Source organism: Luteibacter sp. W1I16, from assembly GCF_050434905.1.
In the GTDB taxonomy this organism is placed as follows: domain Bacteria; phylum Pseudomonadota; class Gammaproteobacteria; order Xanthomonadales; family Rhodanobacteraceae; genus Luteibacter.
On sequence record NZ_JBNDJJ010000001.1, the window covers coordinates 1,015,925 to 1,032,278 of the forward strand.

The window sequence follows — 16,354 nt, forward strand, 5'->3', positions numbered from 1 at the left end:
CCTTAGTTGGATTTCAGCTGCCAGGCCGGCTGGACCTGGGCGGCGCGCCATGTGGGATAGAAGGCGGCGACGACGGAGGCCACGATCGCGACGACGAGCGTCAGCAGGATCAGGACCGGGTCCAGCGTCGCCAGGCGGGCGATCTCTTCGGGGAAGACCAGGCCGACGCCCAGCACACCCAGGCCGGTCAGCAACAGCCCGAGGATGCCTCCGGCGACGCCGATGGTCCCCGCCTCGATGAGGAACTGCGCATAGATGTCCCTGCGGGAGGCACCGAGCGCGCGGCGTACGCCGATCTCCGGGGCGCGGCGCATGAACTTCGCCAGCAATAGACCCACGGTGTTGACCAGGCAGATCACCAGGAAGCCCAGCGAGACCACCAGCGACACCTGTGATTCCGGCGGCACCACGTGTTCAGCGTCCAGCCAATCCACGACGTCGCGGACCCTCACGTTCGGCGCCCAGCGGAACCGCCCGGCACGCTGCTGCTCGGCGGCATAGCCCGCCACGTAGTCGCGATACGCGTCGACATCGGCCTTCGTGGGCAGCTCGCTCCACAACGACAGCCAGATGCATTCCGACTGGAGATAATTGGCCCAACCCTCGGCCGGCTCGGCCACGCAATTGTTATTGCCGTTGGTGCTCATCTGCAAATCGACCGCGCGGGTGAACGGAATGTAGACCGAGGCGCCTTCATCGAAACCGCCCGTATTCCATACGTCGAAGAACAAGGGTTGCGGCGCCCAGTCCTCGATCACGCCGGTAATGCGGAACAGGCGGCCATCCAGGTTGATCTGCCTGCCCACGCTCGCGGCGCCATTGAACAACTTGTCGTTCGTGGACTTCGTGATCACGGCGACGCTGGCGTGCTTCTCGTCGTCGTCCGTCGTCCAGCCGCCACCCTGGATGAAGGGCACGTCGAACATGGGGAAGAAGTCCGAACCCGCGGCATAGGCGGCTTCACGGCTGGGCAAACGCGCCGGATCATCGGGAATGACCGATACGCTCACCGGGTAGATGATGGTCTGGCGCTTGGCCTTGTGCGCACGGAACAACGCCGTCGCGTCCTTATAGGTCAACGCCCCCGCCGGTTCGCCCTTCTCGATGTTCTCCGGGCCGAAGGCATCCAGCTGCGTATTGAAGAGCACGCTGGACTTCTGCGGGATCGGGTCGCGTGCCGTGGCGCGGAACACCGAATACGTGGTCATGGACGCGGCGACGCCGAAGCCGATCGCCATCACCATCAAGGCGGTGAGCATCGGGTTGCGGCGCAGGCTGCGCAGGCCGAGCTGCAGGTAGTAGCTGAACATGGGACTCCCCCCGGAACGGCGGACGCTGGATCAGGAATTGGCGAGGTGGGCGTGGGCGTGGAAACGCGGTTCTTCCGCGAGATCCACCACCTGGCCATCGATCACGTGCACGTTGCGCTGCGCGCGGGCGGCGAGTTCCGGATCGTGCGTGACCATGACGATGGTGGCGCCTTCGCGGTGGATCTCCTCTAGCAGTTCCATCACGCCGCGAGCCATCTGCGTATCCAGGTTGCCGGTCGGTTCGTCCGCCAGGAGCAGGCGCGGAGAACCGGCGAGGGCGCGGGCGATGGCCACGCGCTGCTGCTGGCCGCCGGACAGTTCGGCCGGGTAATGCTTGGCACGGGAGGCGAGGCCCACGCGTTCCAGCGCGTCCATGATCCGTTGCTTGCGCTCGGCCGACTTCATGCCGCGATAGCGCAAGGGAACTTCCACGTTGTCGAACACGTTCAGGTCGGGAATCAGGTTGAAGGCCTGGAAGATGAAGCCGATCTTCTCGTTGCGGATGCGCGAACGGGCATTGTCGTCGAGCTGGCTCACTTCGACGCCGTCGAGGTGGTAGTGGCCGCCGGTGAAAGTCTCCAGCAACCCCGCGATGGTGAGAAAGGTGGTTTTTCCCGAGCCGGAGGGGCCCGTCACGGCGACGAACTCGCCTTCCTTCACGTCGATGTTGAAGTCGCGCAGGGCGTAGGTCTCGACGACTTCCGTGCGGTAGACCTTGGCGAGATGGGTCATCTTGAGCATGGGTTTTCCCTCTGTTAGCGGCTGATGGCGACGTGTTTGGCGTCGCCGAAGGTATCGGCGCCGGAGATGACGATCTTGTCGCCCTCCTTCAGGCCGTCGAGAATCTCGACCTTGTCGATGCTGCTCGCACCGACACGGATGTCGCGGCGATCGGCCATGCCGTCGTTGACCACGAAGGCATAGCGCCCCGCGCTTTCATCGACGAAGGAACCGCGCTGCACGGTGAGTACGTTGTCGCGCTTGTCGAGCAGGATGCGCACCGAAAGCCGCTGGCTCTGGCGCAGCTGCTGGGGTGTTTCGCCGTCGAAGCGCAGGCGCGCGGCGACTTCGCCGTTGACCACTTCCGGCGACACGGCGCTGACCTTGCCGTTCCATGTCTTGCCGTTACCGGAGATCTCGCCGGGCATGCCGATGGCGAGGTCACGCGCGAAGCTTTCGGGGACCTTCATCTCCACTTCCAGCGCGGAAAGATCGATGACGCTGAGCAATTGCGCGTCCTTGGCGACGGTCGCGCGCTCGGCGATGAACAACTGGCCCACCTGTCCGTCGACCGGCGATTTCACGTTGAGGTCTTCAACCTGGCGTTCCAGGTCGGTGACCAGCAGCACCTGGCGATCGTGGGCGAGCTTCTTCGCCTGCACGTCGAAGGTGAGGCTGTCGTTGTCCATCGCGAGATCGGATTTCGCGTGCTTGGCCGTCACGGCCGCCTTATCCAGGGTGGACTTCGCCTTGTCGACGTCGGCGACCGGCACGGCGCCCTTGTCGAACGCCGTCTGGTAGCGCTTGAGGTCGCGCTCGGCGGCGGTCTGGTCGATGGTGGCGTTGTCGAAGGCCTTCTGCAGCTCGGAGCGCTTCTTCTTCGCATCGATCTGGGCGCGCAGGAACTCGACCTCCATGGCATCCGCCGCCGATTTTTCCTGGGCGAGCTTGCTGGTCAGTTCGGGACTGGTGATGACGGCCAGCAACTGGTCCTTCTTCACCACGTCGCCCGCGTGCACCTTCAGCACCACGGCGCCCGCCGAAGCGGCATACATCGTGGGGCTTACCGCCGCGACCACCTTGCCTTCCGCCGCGATGTCACGAACGAAAGGACCGCGTGTCACCGTGCCGAAGGACAAGCGCGAAGCGCTTACCGATGAGTCGGCCGAGAACATCGTGGCCATCCTCGGCGCCGCCAGGGCGATGGCGATGGCCACCGCCACGCCGGCCGCGGCGTAGATCAGCTTGCGACGATGGTTCGGACGGACTTCGACGAGACGGTCCTGGGCGGAGGTATCGCGGATCATGGTGGCTTTCCTGGGCTGCTTGCGGGGAGAATTAGCAAGCGACGTGCCAAGCTAAAAACACCATATGCATCAAACATGTACTTCACTACGACGACAACCATTCTGTGTCCGCGGACAGATCGGCGGACACTGCGTGGGGCGGACAACCCTACAACCGACGAGCTATGGACGAGGTGCGCCATCGGCGTAGGGTGAGGCCGCAGGGAATCGTCAACGACAACGGAGGTCGAAAGCCATGGCGAATGGAAATCAGCAATTCACGATCGTCACCCTCGGCGAGGCAGGCCAAGGGAAGACCACGCTGACGGCAAGCCTGACAAAGGTCGGAGCGGAGCGCTTTGCCGGTGAGTTCAGCACCTATGAATCGCTTTCCGGGCAACCGTTGCAGGGCGCGCATGGGGTACGGCTGGCAGGCGCTCGCGTGGAATACGATTCCGCGGTCAGGAGGTACGCTCACCTCGACTTTCCAGACCACCTGGATTGCGCCAAGTACCTGATTGCTCCTCCCTCCTCCATCGAAGGCGCGATACTGGTCTGCGGGGTCCTAGACGGTGCTGCCTCGCAGGCGGAAGCGCAGATCCGGCTCGCGCGACATGCGGGTGTGTCGCGCATCGTCGTGTTTCTGAACATGTGGGATGGGAGCGATGATCCCGGGTTGGCCAGTCGCAGAGAACTCGAAATGCGAGAGTTGCTGTCCAGCTACGGGTTCTCGCGGGACGACACACCGGTCGTACGTGGTTCTGCGCCTCTCGCACTGGACGATGATCAGTCGGAGCTTGGCGTGCCATCGATCATCAAGCTGGTGGATGCGCTGGACGCCTGGATTCCGGACCCGGAACGCGATATCGACAAGCCATTCCTGATGGCAGTGGAAGACGTGTCCATGTCCTCGGGTCCTGCCATTGTGCTGACCGGCCGCGTCGAGCGCGGCATCGTGAAGACGCGTGACCTGATGGAACTGGTCGGTGTGACGGACACCCAGACCACGACGGTCACAGGAGTTGAGATATCCCGCAAACTCCGGGAGCAGGCCCAGGCCGGTGACAACATCGGCGTGGCGGCTCGTGGCCTGCAGTATAGAGCCGTCGAGCGTGGTCAGGTCCTGGCTAAACCGGGTACCGTGACGCCGCACAAGGAATTCGAAGGTGAGGTGTACGTCCTGACCCATGACGAAGGCGGGCTCGGTAAGCCGTTCTCGGGCAATGACCAGCCGACGTTCCACTTGCGCACGGCGGGCGTGACCGGTTCGATCAAGCTGCCGGAAGGCGTGGAGACGGTGATACCAGGCGACATCGCGACGATCAGAGTGAGGCTGGACTACCCGATCGCGATGGACGAGGGCCTGCGCTTTACGATCCGCGAAGGCGACCTCACTATCGGCGCCGGCATCGTGGCGAAGATCATCGAATAGGAACTCTCGCCGGGTCAGATGCCTACCGACTCCGAGACGGCGATGTCGCGCGCCACGCCGCGGCCAAGCGAGGACACGGGCACCTCGCACGTACCCAGGACGGTGAAACCGGCGAGCCGGCGGCGGGTGAAGGAGAGGATGCGCGCGCGTGACGCGCGCATCCATTCGCGGTCCGGCGTGCCGCGTTCGGGTTCGATGATGGGCAAGGCATCGGCGAAGAGGCCATCCCAGGCGAGATAGTCGGTATCCGGCAGTAGATAGATACGAGCCACCGTGCCGCCCTTCCCATTCACGCAATCGATCCATTCGCGCGGACCTTCGGCGGTGATGGCACAGGTGAGGCCCACGTAACGCGTTGCGAGAAGCGGCGCGAGATCGGCGGACTCGACGAGGCAGCCGCGAGCGGGTTCAGTCTGGCCGGGACACGACGCCAAGCGTGGCGCGAGGTAGAGCACGCCGCCCAGTTGCCCCAGCCCTTCGAACAGGCTGCGTGGCGCGAGCGCCAGCCAGCGCGTGGTGGCGGCGGTGGAACGGGCGCGCGAGTGAACGCCGAAGGATGCGAGCCAGCCGAACATGACGTCTCCCGGTGACGAAAGCGGTCGAGGGATGCCTGGCTGGGCGGTCCGGGGAGAACCCGCGTGGCTTGGCGTCGGGGAGAAGCTGCGTTTACTTGGTCAGGATCAGCTTGTCATTGCGGGTCAGGCGCAGGTGGTACTCACTGCCCTGGTGCTCGATGACGAGTTCGCGCGAACCATCGAGCAGGTTCTTGCTCTCGATGCGGCGCGTGACCATGGGAGCGACACGAAGCGGGACGACCTTCTCGCGGCCGCCATTGTCGGAAAGGGGGAGCGTTCGAAGCAGCATGATCGGGACTCCGCGATTGAGGGTGCGGAGTTGATGATAATGATTCTCAATTACACGTCAAGCCCCCTGCGGCGGCTTTTGTGGCATCCGCTCAAGGTGGGAGCCGACCCTGTCGGCGATGGGTGTTTGCCGTAACCTGGCCCGCTGCCGCGGGATCGCCGACAGGGTCGGCTCCCACCGGGCTTGGGGTTTGCCCTACGACAGAATCGACTCAGGCTTCCGCCAGCATTTCCGACAGGGTTTCTTCCAACTGATCCAGGTCGGGAATCACCGCCGTATCGTCGCGCACCAGTACGCGAGCGCGCACGCCGAACGGCAGCTCATGCCCGTCATGCGTGGGCAACAGCAGTTCCGCGTTGAGCGTGGTCAGGCGCGGGAAGCCGTGCGTGAGTACCGCGATGTAAGGCATGTCCGGCCGATGGCCGACCGCTTTGAGCACGGCCACGCGTGATGCCTGGGGCGGTGCGTCGTCGGCGAGGCTGGCGACATGGTCGAAGTTGACCAGCGGGATGCTCCAGCCGCGCCAGGCGATCCGGCCGAGCAACCAGGCTGGCGCGTCCGCCACGGGCTCCACGCCCGCGAGCGTGATCACTTCGGCGACGGCGGCATTGGGCAGCAGCAAGCGGACGCCGCCGCTGGGAATCAGGACGCAGCGGATTTCGCGCGGTAACGGCTCGCTCATGGGAATTCCTCGATCAGTTTCTGCGCCAGCGCCTGCACGTCGCCGGCATAGCCGGCCACGCGTTCTTCGCGAACGCCGGCGACCATGTGGCCCGCCTCGTCTTCCGGCGGCACGGTCTCGACCCATACGCGGCCGCCGGCGTCATAGACCGCCTGCGCACCGGCGACGGCGTCGTTGCCGCGCCCGGCGAAGACGATCGCCAGCGCGTCGGCGCCGAAACCACCGGCGATCGTACTGAGGATGCCGTCGATCGACGGGCCCACCGCGCTGGAGGCGCTGCCGTCGTCACGTACGGTGACGCTGCCGTCGCGGCGAATCTGCACATGCGAGCCACGGGGCACGACCAGGCATTCGCCATGGACGGTATGCGAACGCTCACCGGCGACGCGCGCGCGACCCAGGCGGGCAGCGAACGCCTGGGAGTCGCCGTCGTGGTGTGCCGCCACGAGCAGGACACCTGGCAGGCGTTCGGGCAACGCCGCAAGGAAAGCGGCGATCGAGGCTTCGCTCTCCCGCGCGCCCGCCAGCGCGATCACGCGGCGGACCGCGCGTGGTGCCGCTTCGAGGAACATCTCATGGGAGAACTGGCCGTCGGTGGATGGGGCCACCGCTTCCTCCATCGACACCAGTTCGAGCGTGAATCCGGATTCGATGCCATGCGAGCCATCGTCGACCACGTCCTGCGCAAGGTATTCGGCGGCACTGATGGTCTCGATGCCGAAGTCGGCTGGTGCGACGCGTGCGACGGGTTCGGCAACGATGGTGTCGTGGTCGACCAGGTCCCATTCGGGCACCGGCGGCGGCACGTACTCGGTCGCGCGCCCTTCGATCTGCAACGACTCGGCCGGTTCGCGGATCGCCTCCGGCGACGTTTCGTCGTCGATCGACTCCAGGCTGAAGCGGCTGGCGTCGAAGCCGTTTTCCGGGGCGGGCGCGGGTGTGGGTTCTTCCTCGATCACCTCGAATCCGGACAGGTCGAGCGATGCCAGCTCGGTCAGTTCGACGGGCGTGGAAGGCAGGTCGAGGCCGTCGGACTCGTCTAGCGAGGCCGCGTCGGTATCGGCGAGCAGTGCTTCGAGTTCCGCCGCGAGGTCGGCCGGATCGGCGTCGAGGTCTTCCGCGTCGGCATCGGACAAAGGCGTCGAGAAAGTCAGTTCGTCGACGAACTCGTCGGCGCCGCCGCCCACGTCGTAGGGCGTGCCGGCCGCGGCCATGTCGGCCTCGACCATCGACGTCTCGGGATAGCCATGACTACCGGTGATCGCGAGATCGTCCACGAGCGGCTCGTCGAAGACGACCTCTGCCGGCGCGGCGACACCAGCCATGGCGGCCACGCGCGGTTCGATGGCGCGCGCGTCTTCGGGACGCGGCGGGTCCTGCGCCATTTCGCCGACGAGCTTCGCGGCGAGGTGACGCGCCCAGCGGGCACGGTCCCAGCCTTCCAGCTTGCGGCTCACGTCGGCATCGTTGAATACGAGGCGCGGATGCCCACCCTCCACCGTATCGTAGAGTCGATCGAGGTCCGCATCGCTGGGATCGTCCAGATCGACCACCACGACGTTCGCCGACGATCCGACCAGCTCGGCGGGCGCGAACGAGCCGAGGTCGGATTCGTAGACGATGCGCGCGCCCTGCTCGACGAGCGCCTCGCGCAGGTGCGCGGAGAGGCTGCCGTCATCGAACAGCAACGCGACCCTCGACTCACGATCAACCATGGTGGACTCCGAGCACGTCGTTGATCTGCACGATGAGGTCGTTCTCCTGATACGGCTTGCCGATGTACCGGTCGACACCGATGTCGAAGGCGCGCTGGCGATGCTTGTCGCCGGTGCGCGAGGTGATCATGATGATCGGTACGCCAGCGAGCCGCTCGTCCGCCTTCATCTGCGTCGCCAGCTCGTAGCCGTCCATGCGCGGCATCTCGATGTCGAGCAGCATCAGGTCGGGCACGCGCTCGTTGAGCTTCTCCAGCGCGTCCACGCCATCCTTCGCCGTCATCACCTCGAACTCGTGCCGCTCGAGCACGCGGCCGGTGACCTTGCGCATCGTGATCGAATCGTCGACCACCATGACCAGCGGCTTCACGCGCACTTCGTCCTGCGCGCGCGGCGCGTGCGGCACCAGCGCTTCGGCTTCGAACGCGCGGCGCGCCACGCCGTGGCGGACCAGCGGCGCGAGGTCGAGAATCATCAGCACCGAACCGTCGCCCATGATCGTCGCACCGAGGATGCCGGGCACCGAGCTCACCTGCGGACCGACCGGTTTGACCACGATTTCGCGCGAACCGAGCACGGCATCGACACGGATCGCGGCACGCAGGTCGCCCGAGCGCGCGAGCAGCAGCGGGATGTCGCCCTCATCCGGCGTCGACACCACGTGCAGGCCGAGCAACTGCGGTAGATCGTGGATGCCGTAATCCTCGCCCACGTACTCGAAGCTGGGGTGATCGTCGGCCATGCGATGGGCCAGTTCGTTCGGCGCCACGCGAGCCACGCCATGCACCGATGTCATCGGGATCGCGAAGTTCGTTTCACCGATGCGTACGATCAAGGCCTGGGTCACCGCGAGGGTGAACGGCAGGCGCATGACGAAGGTGGTGCCCGTGCCCTTCTGCGACTCGATGCCGAGCGTGCCGCCGAGCTGCTTGATCTCGTTGGCGACCACGTCCATGCCGACGCCGCGACCCGCCACCTGGGTCACCGTCTCCGCGGTGGAGAACCCGGGAACCTGGGTGAGCTGGAAGATCTGGTCGTCGGACACGCGGGCGTCCGGGCGTAGCAGGCCACGTTCGATCGCCTTGGCGCGGATCGCGTCGCGATCCATGCCGGCACCGTCGTCGGAAAGGCGCACCACCACTTCGGTGGCTTCGCGGGCGACCTGGATGCGCACCGTGCCTTCGGGATTCTTGCCGGCGGCCTCGCGAGCCTCCGGTGGCTCGATGCCATGCGCCACGGCGTTGCGCAACATGTGTTCGAACGGCGCCTTGATGCGGTCGAGCATGTTGCGGTCCATTTCGCCGTTGGCGCCCTCCACCACCAGCTGCGCACGCTTGCCCACGTCGGAGGCGGCCTGGCGCAGGGTGCGGCGAAGGTTAGGCACCATCGCGTCGAACGGCAACATGCGCGTCTGCATGAGGCCTTCCTGCAGTTCCGCGTTCACTCGCTGCTGCTGGAGCAGGAGGTTCTCGGACTGACGGGTCAACTCGTCGAGGATGGTCTGCAGAGAGACAAGGTCGGACACCGACTCCGCCAGCGCTCGCGAGTACTGCTGCAACTGCGAGAAGCGGTCGAGCTCGAGCGGGTCGAAGGCCGCCACGCCGGTGTCGCGGTGCTCCTGGTGGTAGCGCGCGATGATCTGCGCCTCGGTCTCGATCTCCAGCATGCGCAGCTGGCTGCGCAGTCGGCTGACCGTCTGCTCGTGCTCGGTGAGCGCGGAACGGAAGCTCGCCGTCTGCTGTTCCAGGCGCGAACGGTAGATCGAGACCTCGCCCGCGTGGTTGACCAGGGTGTCGAGCATGTCGGCGCGGACACGGATCTGCTCCTGCGATGCACGCTGGAGTTCTTCTTCCTCGAACTCCGGCAGAAGCTCCGGCAGGTCGCGTTCGATCGCCTGCGCCGGCTCCGGCTCGTGGATCGGTTCGGGGAGCACCGGCGCGTATTCGACGATCGCGGCTTCGCGTTCCTCGCGGTACGTCTCGGCCGTGACGGTGTCGGGTGCGATCGGTGCGCCGGCGAGCCGTGCGAACGGTTCGATATCCGCGTCGGTCAAGCCGATCGGCTTGCCCAGGGCGATGCTCTGGATCATGCCGTGCAGACGGTCGAAGCCGGCCTCGGTCGCCTCGATGGCGGGACGGTCGCTTTCGCGCTGGCCACCGGCCACCGCGTCGAGCAGCGCTTCCATCGCATGCGACAGGTCGCCGACCGCGGCCATGCCCGCCATGCGCGCACTGCCCTTCAGCGTATGCAGGTCACGCTGCAACGCGGTCACGTGCTCCGCCTGCTCCGGCTCGGCACGCCACGATGCAAGGGCCGCGTCGGCGTGGTCGAGAATTTCGCGGCCTTCCTCGATGAAGACCTCGAGCAGGTCCGGATCGATATCCGCGTAAGGCGGCAACTCCGGCACCAGCGCCACCACCGGCTCGTCGGCCGGCGTATGCACCGGCTCCGCCAATGCCTCGTGCGACTGGTCCTCGATAACCACCGGCTCGAACCCACCCTCAGGCCCATCCGTGCCGACGGAAAGCTCGACTTCGCTGGAAGGTTCAGCTTCAGTGGAAGGTTCAGTGGGAGCCGACCCTGTCGGCGATTCCTGCGAAGCGGGCAACTCGTCCGCGACGAACCCTTCCTCCTCCGACACCGTCTCGTCGATCTCTTCCTCGACGACGAGCGGTTCGACCAGCCCACCATCCGTATGCAACACCTCGCCGTCGCGCGTCATCGGCTGCGGCAGCGCTTCCGCTTCGGTGTCCTCGCCCACCAGCGCACGCCAGGCGGCGTCTTCCTCGGCGTCGAACGCGAGGATCGGCTTGACCTCGCCTTCCGGCTTATCGATCTCGAAGTTTTCGAAGCTTTCGAGCGACGCCAACAGTTCGGCGGTGAAATCCTCGTTGCCACCGACCGGCTCGACCGGTGCCAGCTCGATCCCCGGAAGCTCGCCTTCTTCTTCCGCGATCTCTTCCGCGATCAGTGCTTCGTCGAGTGACGGAACGCTCGTTACTTCCGCCTGTTCCGGCAGGTACGCTTCCGCTGTTTCCGTGAACGCGTCGATGGAGCCCGTGTCGATCGGCAGTGCGCCCTCGACGAGTTCGTCATCGAACGGCAGCGGGTCGGGCTCGTAGAGGATGTGCGCGACCGTGGCTTCTGGTTGCTCGTCGCGCAGCGCGATGATGCGGGCGGCCAGCGCCACGACGTCCGGCACACGCGGATCGGGCGCGTCGAACTGCTCCATCACGTGGTCGACCAGGTCGGCCGTGTCGGTCAATGCGTCGACGCCGTCCTTGCTCAACGGCAGGCCCGTGGCGCGAACACGCTTGATCAGGCCTTCCAGCGGCGCCAGAACCTGGATCAGCACGGGGATGTCGACCATGCCGATCGCGCCGTGCAACGTGTGCACGGCACGCAGCAGGGCGTCGTCCACCTGGAGGTCGCCGTCTCCGGCGCGCGCCAGGTTGGCGCGGATCACGTTGAGGTATTGCGCGACTTCCGTGCGCAGGATGTCCAGAAGGACCGAGTCCACGGGCGGCAGCGGCGGCGCGACATAGGCCGGTTCGTCGAACGCGGCCTCGATGGCGTCCGGGCCGTCTTCGGCCGGGGCCGGGGGCTGGCCATACGCGGCGAAGCCGGCCGTCGGCACGGCGGCGATGGTATCGCGAGGCACGCGGCGCTTGACCTTGCTGCGCACGCGATGGATGGAACTGCGCGCCACGTCTTCGACGAAGGCGGTGTCGCCCATCGCCAGGCGGTCGGCGGTTTCCATGATCGCGGCGATCGGGGCGCCAGGCGTGGCATCGCCTTCGAGCGCGGCCTTGAGTTGCGGCAGCGCGTCGACGGCATGGCGAACGAGCGCCTGGACCCCTTCGTGCGGCCCGATGGATCCGTCGAGCACGCGGTTGAGCATGTTCTCGACCTTCCAGGCGAACTCGCCCAGCAGGCGCGCGCCGACGAGGCGGCCGGAACCCTTCAGCGTATGGAACGAACGCCGGATGGGCACGAGTGCGTCGCTGCGCTCGGGGTCGGTCAACCAGTGGCCCAGACCGGCGCGGAGATTGGCGATTTCCTCGTCGGTTTCCTCGAGGAAGATCTCGCGGATCTCGTCGTCGATGCCGTCCACCGTGATCTGGAAACCGGCGAACTCGGCCATGCCGTGTCCGCCCACTTCCTGCTCGACTTCTTCCTCGATCTCGATCCAGTCGTCATCGCCAGCGGCCACGGCGGGCGTGGACGCAGTGGCGGTGTCGCCGGATACGTCGGCGGCTTCCTCGTCCGCGGGGGGCTCGTCCACGAGATCGAAGGTATCGGCGAAGCTCGATACCGTTTCGCCCGCATCGGCACTGGTCGACGGCACGGCGATATGTTCGATGGCCACCGCCTCGATCTCCTCGAGCGCAGCCTCGCCGAGTGCTTCGTTTTCGCCCTCCACCGGCACTGGCCAATAGCCGAGCTCGGCAAGGCTCTGCTGGGTGACGTCGAGGATGTGTTCCAGGCCACCGCGATGTTCGCGCGCGGCCTCCAGGTAATATTCCAGCGCGGCCAGCGCATCCGCCAACCGGTCCATCTGCGTGCCGTTCGGCACGCGCCGGTCGCCCAGCAGTTCGCGATGGATGAACAAACCGATGCCGTCGGCCAGCTCGGCGGGACGCGCCGCACCGAGCATGCGCATCGCACCGCCTATCTCCGCCATCAGCTCCGGCGAGCCGGCGAGTTGTTCGTGATCCCACGAGGATTCGACGAAGCCGACGATCGCGTCCTTCACCCTCGACGTGTTCGCGGTGGCCTCGCGCATCAGCGTGGCCAGGATGTGCCGGGCCTCGCTGCGCGGCAGCGGCGCCGGGCCGAGGTCGCTCGACGGCGAAGCATGGTCGCCTTCCGCGCCGAGGCGTTCGATATGGTCGTCCAGCGAGGCCTCGACATAGAGCAGCGCGCCGGCGACGTCGAGCAGGGATTCCTCGTCGGGCGCACGCGCGCCCGTGGCGATCTCGCCGAGGATGCGGCGCTGTTCGCCCACGACACGGCGCGGCACGCCCAGGGCCAGCATGCCCAGGGTGTCGCCCACGCGGTCGAGTACGTCGGTCTGCAATCCCAGCTGGGCGGGATCGCCATCCGGACGGCGCAGGAACAGGTCGAGCGCTTCCTTCACGCGAAGCAGGTCGTCCTTGATCGCGGCCGAGACGGTGTCCAGCAAGGCGCGATTGTGCCCAGACATCGAGCCACGTGCGTGCTCTAGCTCGGCGGCCTGCGGCAGCAAACCGTCGAGGCGGTAGGTCTGGCGCAATTCCTCGATCCGCTCGCTGCCGGGCTTGGCCTGGGCGACGTAGTAAAGGAGCTTGCGCGCCAGTTCGTCGGAATCGCCGTTCTGCAGCGCATCCTCACCACCATCGACAAGTTCGCGGATGGAGCGGTCGACGCGGCCGATGAGCTGGCGCACGTCTTTCTCGTGGGCTCGCAAAACGCCGCGCTCCAGCCCTTCCAGCACACCGGCGGCGATCCACCACAGCCGCCGCCCGGCGATCGTGTAGCAACGCGCGGCAAGGCTGTCGAGCGTCGCGCGCATGCCGAGCAACTGGCGCTCGTTGCCCTGCCCGCGGAACCACGCCAGCAACTGTTGCTGGAAACGCACGCGCAGGTCGCCCAGCTCGCCGCGGTGTGCCTCGGCCACGCCCGGATGGGCCGCCCCGGGCGCGGTCGCCGGGAGCACCGTGTCGAGGTTCGGCGTGAACAACGCGGACTCGTGCAACGACTGCTCGCCCCGGCTTTCGCGCAGGTCGTTGAGCAGCGGCAACAGCACGATGGGCACGTCACGGTGACCGCTCTGCAGGCGCTCCAGGTAATCGGGCATCTGCATCATGCCGCGCATCAGGGCGGCATAGGCGTCGTCGCGATGGGCGACGCGGTCATCGATCAGCGCGGCGACCAGCTGCTCCATTTCGCCGACGACCATCGCGGCGCCATAGAGCTCGACCATACGCAACGTGCCGTGGACCTGGTGCAGGTCCGCCGCGCAGGTGTGCATGACATAGGCGTCGCGCGAGTCCTCGACGTAGGACTCGAGGGCCTGGCGTGCCTTGGACAAGGCGTCATCGAGCTCGGCCTTGACCCAGTGCAGCGTGGTGAAATCGGTATGGTCTTGAAGTCTCACTGCATTAGCCCGGGAGCTTGAAGTTCGCGACGGACAGGCGCAGGTCGTTCGCGAGCTGGGCCAGGTTTCCGATCGACTCGGCGGTCTGGCTGGCACCCAGCGATGTCTGCGAGGTGATCTCCTGGATGACGTTCATCGTCGCCGAGGTGTCGGTCGCCGCCGCGGACTGCTGGCGTGCCGCCGCGGAGATGTTCTGAATCAGCGCCGAGAGGTCGTTCGAGACGCGCTCGATGTCGCCCAGCGCGGTACCCGCGTCCTCCGCCAGCCGTGCGCCGGCCACCACTTCCGCGGTGGTCTGCTCCATCGAACTGACCGCTTCGTTGGTATCGGACTGAATGGTCTGGACCAGGGTCTCGATTCGCTTGGTCGCGCTCGCCGAACGTTCGGCGAGGCGCTGCACTTCGTCCGCGACCACCGCGAAACCGCGGCCCGCCTCACCGGCCGATGCCGCCTGGATGGCCGCGTTCAAGGCGAGGATATTGGTCTGCTCGGCGATGTCGTTGATGAGTTCCACGATCGAGCCAATTTCCTGCGAGGACTCACCCAGTCGCTTGATGCGCTTGGACGTTTCCTGGATCTGGTCGCGAATGGAGTCCATGCCCTGGATCGTCTCGCGCACCACTTCCGCGCCACGCGAAGCGATCTGCACCGAGCGCTGGGCCACGTCGGCCGATTCGGCCGAATCCTTCGACACCGTATCCATCGACGTGGCGATCAGGTTGATCGCGGAGGTCGCCGAAGTGATCTGTTGCGCCTGCTGTTCCGCCGCGTCGGCCAGGTGCATGGCGGTGGCCTGGGTCTCCTGTGCCGCCGCGGACACGCGCACGGCGGTCTCGTTGATCGTGGTGACGAGGTTGCGCATCTCGTCGACCGCGGAGTTCATGGCGTCCGCGATGGCGCCCGTGATGTCCTCGGTCACGGTGGCCTTGATGGTCAGGTCGCCTTCGGCGAGCGTACCCATCTCGTCCAGCAAGCGCATGATCGCGTTCTGGTTACGCTGGTTCAGATCGGATGTCGTCTCGAACCGGCGGCGCTGGTCGCGCACGAGGTTGTAGACCAGCAGCAGGGCGAACAGCACGGCGCCGATGGCGCCGAGCAAGCCCCACCACACATTGGGGAACAGGCGGGTCAGCGGCAGCTTGGCGATCTGTTCCGCGGATTCGTTCGCGCGAAGCAGAACCGTCTGCGAATCGAGCGAGGCCTGGTTACCGGCGCGCTTCACGTCCTGCAGGTTCGGCGAGGCGGCGACGAGCTGTCCGACCGGGTCGACCAGCTCCGCCCAGGACGTCTGCATGCCTTCGAGGATCTTGCGGGCGTTCGCGTCGCCGATGGCGCGTACGCCACCGTCCGGGTTACCGTCGACCAGACCCTTCAGCACGGCGCCATACAACTGGGCGTCGCGGGACAGGCCGTCGGCGGCGGATTGCGCCGCCGTCGCCACCCTGCAGGATCTCCTGCACGCGGCGGATCATGCGGTCGGCCATCAGCATCCAGCGGGCGATGGTGAAGGTCTGCTCCACCGAGGCGTTCTTCTGCTGGACGATGTTGAGCACCTCGTCGGTGCGCGCGTTCAGCAGCGGCATCTGCTTGGAGAACAGGTCGGCGCGCTCACCCGACGACAGCACGAGATCCTTGTTGGACAGGATCTTGCCGATGTCCGCGTCGAGCTGGTGCCAGGCGTTGGCCAGCGCGCCGATCGCGCGGCCCGCCGGGGCGGCGTTGGCGCTGGCGTCCGCGTAGGCCGGCATGCCGGTCTTGTCGTCGCCTTTCACCAGGCGCTGCACGGCCGAGTCGATCGTGTTTCGCGTGGCCGACAGTTCACGGAACGAGTCGCGATTGCCGTCCGACGCCTCGAGCGCGTACTTCGCGGTCTGCTGCGAAAGCACCTGCACCTGGGTTGTCAGCGCGATAGCCTCGCGGTCCTCGCCGTTCTTGTTGTTCAGCCACCAGAAGTCGACCGACGCCAAACCGATCGCCAGGAGAAGGAACACGATGACGATCGTGTACCCGCGTTCCCGGCCTGCGCCGCCTGCTGTCGTACTCATATCCACCTCACCCAAACCTGGCAAAGCTAGCCACCGGCGCCTCGACGAGGCCGCCGGCAAGACGAAGCGGTCGCGCTGACCGCCCCTCCGTTCCCATCGCGAAGCCGGCCATGCCGGCTCCGCCTGTCCTGTCAGGGGCCGGCCACCCGGCCGTCCCCCTC

9 protein-coding genes and 1 pseudogene are annotated in these 16,354 nt (G+C 66.4%); 1 reads left to right on the plus strand and 9 read right to left on the minus strand.

Translation table 11 applies throughout. From position 1 onward, the window contains the following. Positions 1-2: 2 nt before the first annotated feature. From QFZ41_RS04545 to QFZ41_RS04555, 3 genes are read right to left on the minus strand one after another with little or no spacing between them, the layout of a single operon-like run. Complete coding sequence (locus QFZ41_RS04545) at positions 3-1,310, minus strand: ABC transporter permease (protein WP_429197654.1); 1,308 nt, start codon at positions 1,308-1,310, stop codon at positions 3-5. A 30-nt stretch (positions 1,311-1,340) separates the two neighbouring features. Then, on the minus strand, positions 1,341-2,051 hold the full coding sequence (locus QFZ41_RS04550; protein ID WP_429197655.1) for an ABC transporter ATP-binding protein: 711 nt from the start codon (positions 2,049-2,051) through the stop codon (positions 1,341-1,343). A 14-nt stretch (positions 2,052-2,065) separates the two neighbouring features. Next, on the minus strand, positions 2,066-3,337 hold the full coding sequence (locus QFZ41_RS04555) for an efflux RND transporter periplasmic adaptor subunit (protein WP_429197656.1): 1,272 nt from the start codon (positions 3,335-3,337) through the stop codon (positions 2,066-2,068). Positions 3,338-3,572: 235 nt separating this feature from the next. On the opposite strand from QFZ41_RS04555, the gene QFZ41_RS04560 reads away from it, so the two are divergent. Beyond that, a complete protein-coding gene (locus tag QFZ41_RS04560; RefSeq protein WP_429197657.1) occupies positions 3,573-4,748 on the plus strand; it encodes a GTP-binding protein in 1,176 nt (391 codons plus the stop codon). A gap of 14 nt (positions 4,749-4,762) precedes the next feature. On the opposite strand, the gene QFZ41_RS04565 is transcribed toward QFZ41_RS04560, so the two are convergent. The 6 genes and pseudogenes from QFZ41_RS04565 to QFZ41_RS04590 all read right to left on the minus strand — a co-directional run bounded on the left by QFZ41_RS04565 (position 4,763) and on the right by QFZ41_RS04590 (position 16,193). After that, positions 4,763-5,323, minus strand: a complete 561-nt coding sequence (locus QFZ41_RS04565) for a hypothetical protein (protein ID WP_429197658.1) — start codon at positions 5,321-5,323, stop codon at positions 4,763-4,765. 91 nt (positions 5,324-5,414) lie between these two features. After that, the gene (gene hemP / locus QFZ41_RS04570; RefSeq protein WP_429197659.1) at positions 5,415-5,612 is read right to left on the minus strand and encodes a hemin uptake protein HemP; all 198 of its coding nucleotides are present in this window, start codon (positions 5,610-5,612) and stop codon (positions 5,415-5,417) included. 211 nt (positions 5,613-5,823) lie between these two features. Continuing rightward, positions 5,824-6,294: a chemotaxis protein CheW gene (locus QFZ41_RS04575; protein ID WP_429197660.1), complete on the minus strand. Its 471-nt coding sequence runs from the start codon at positions 6,292-6,294 to the stop codon at positions 5,824-5,826. Next, positions 6,291-8,009, minus strand: a complete 1,719-nt coding sequence (locus QFZ41_RS04580; protein ID WP_429197661.1) for a chemotaxis protein CheB — start codon at positions 8,007-8,009, stop codon at positions 6,291-6,293. The genes QFZ41_RS04575 and QFZ41_RS04580 overlap by 4 nt, the downstream gene beginning before the upstream one ends. Continuing rightward, positions 8,002-14,148 (minus strand): Hpt domain-containing protein, encoded by a 6,147-nt coding sequence (locus QFZ41_RS04585; RefSeq protein ID WP_429197662.1) that lies wholly within the window; start codon positions 14,146-14,148, stop codon positions 8,002-8,004. The genes QFZ41_RS04580 and QFZ41_RS04585 overlap by 8 nt, the downstream gene beginning before the upstream one ends. Before the next feature lie 4 nt (positions 14,149-14,152). Beyond that, positions 14,153-16,193 (minus strand): annotated as a pseudogene (locus tag QFZ41_RS04590) (methyl-accepting chemotaxis protein). Positions 16,194-16,354 lie beyond the last annotated feature (161 nt).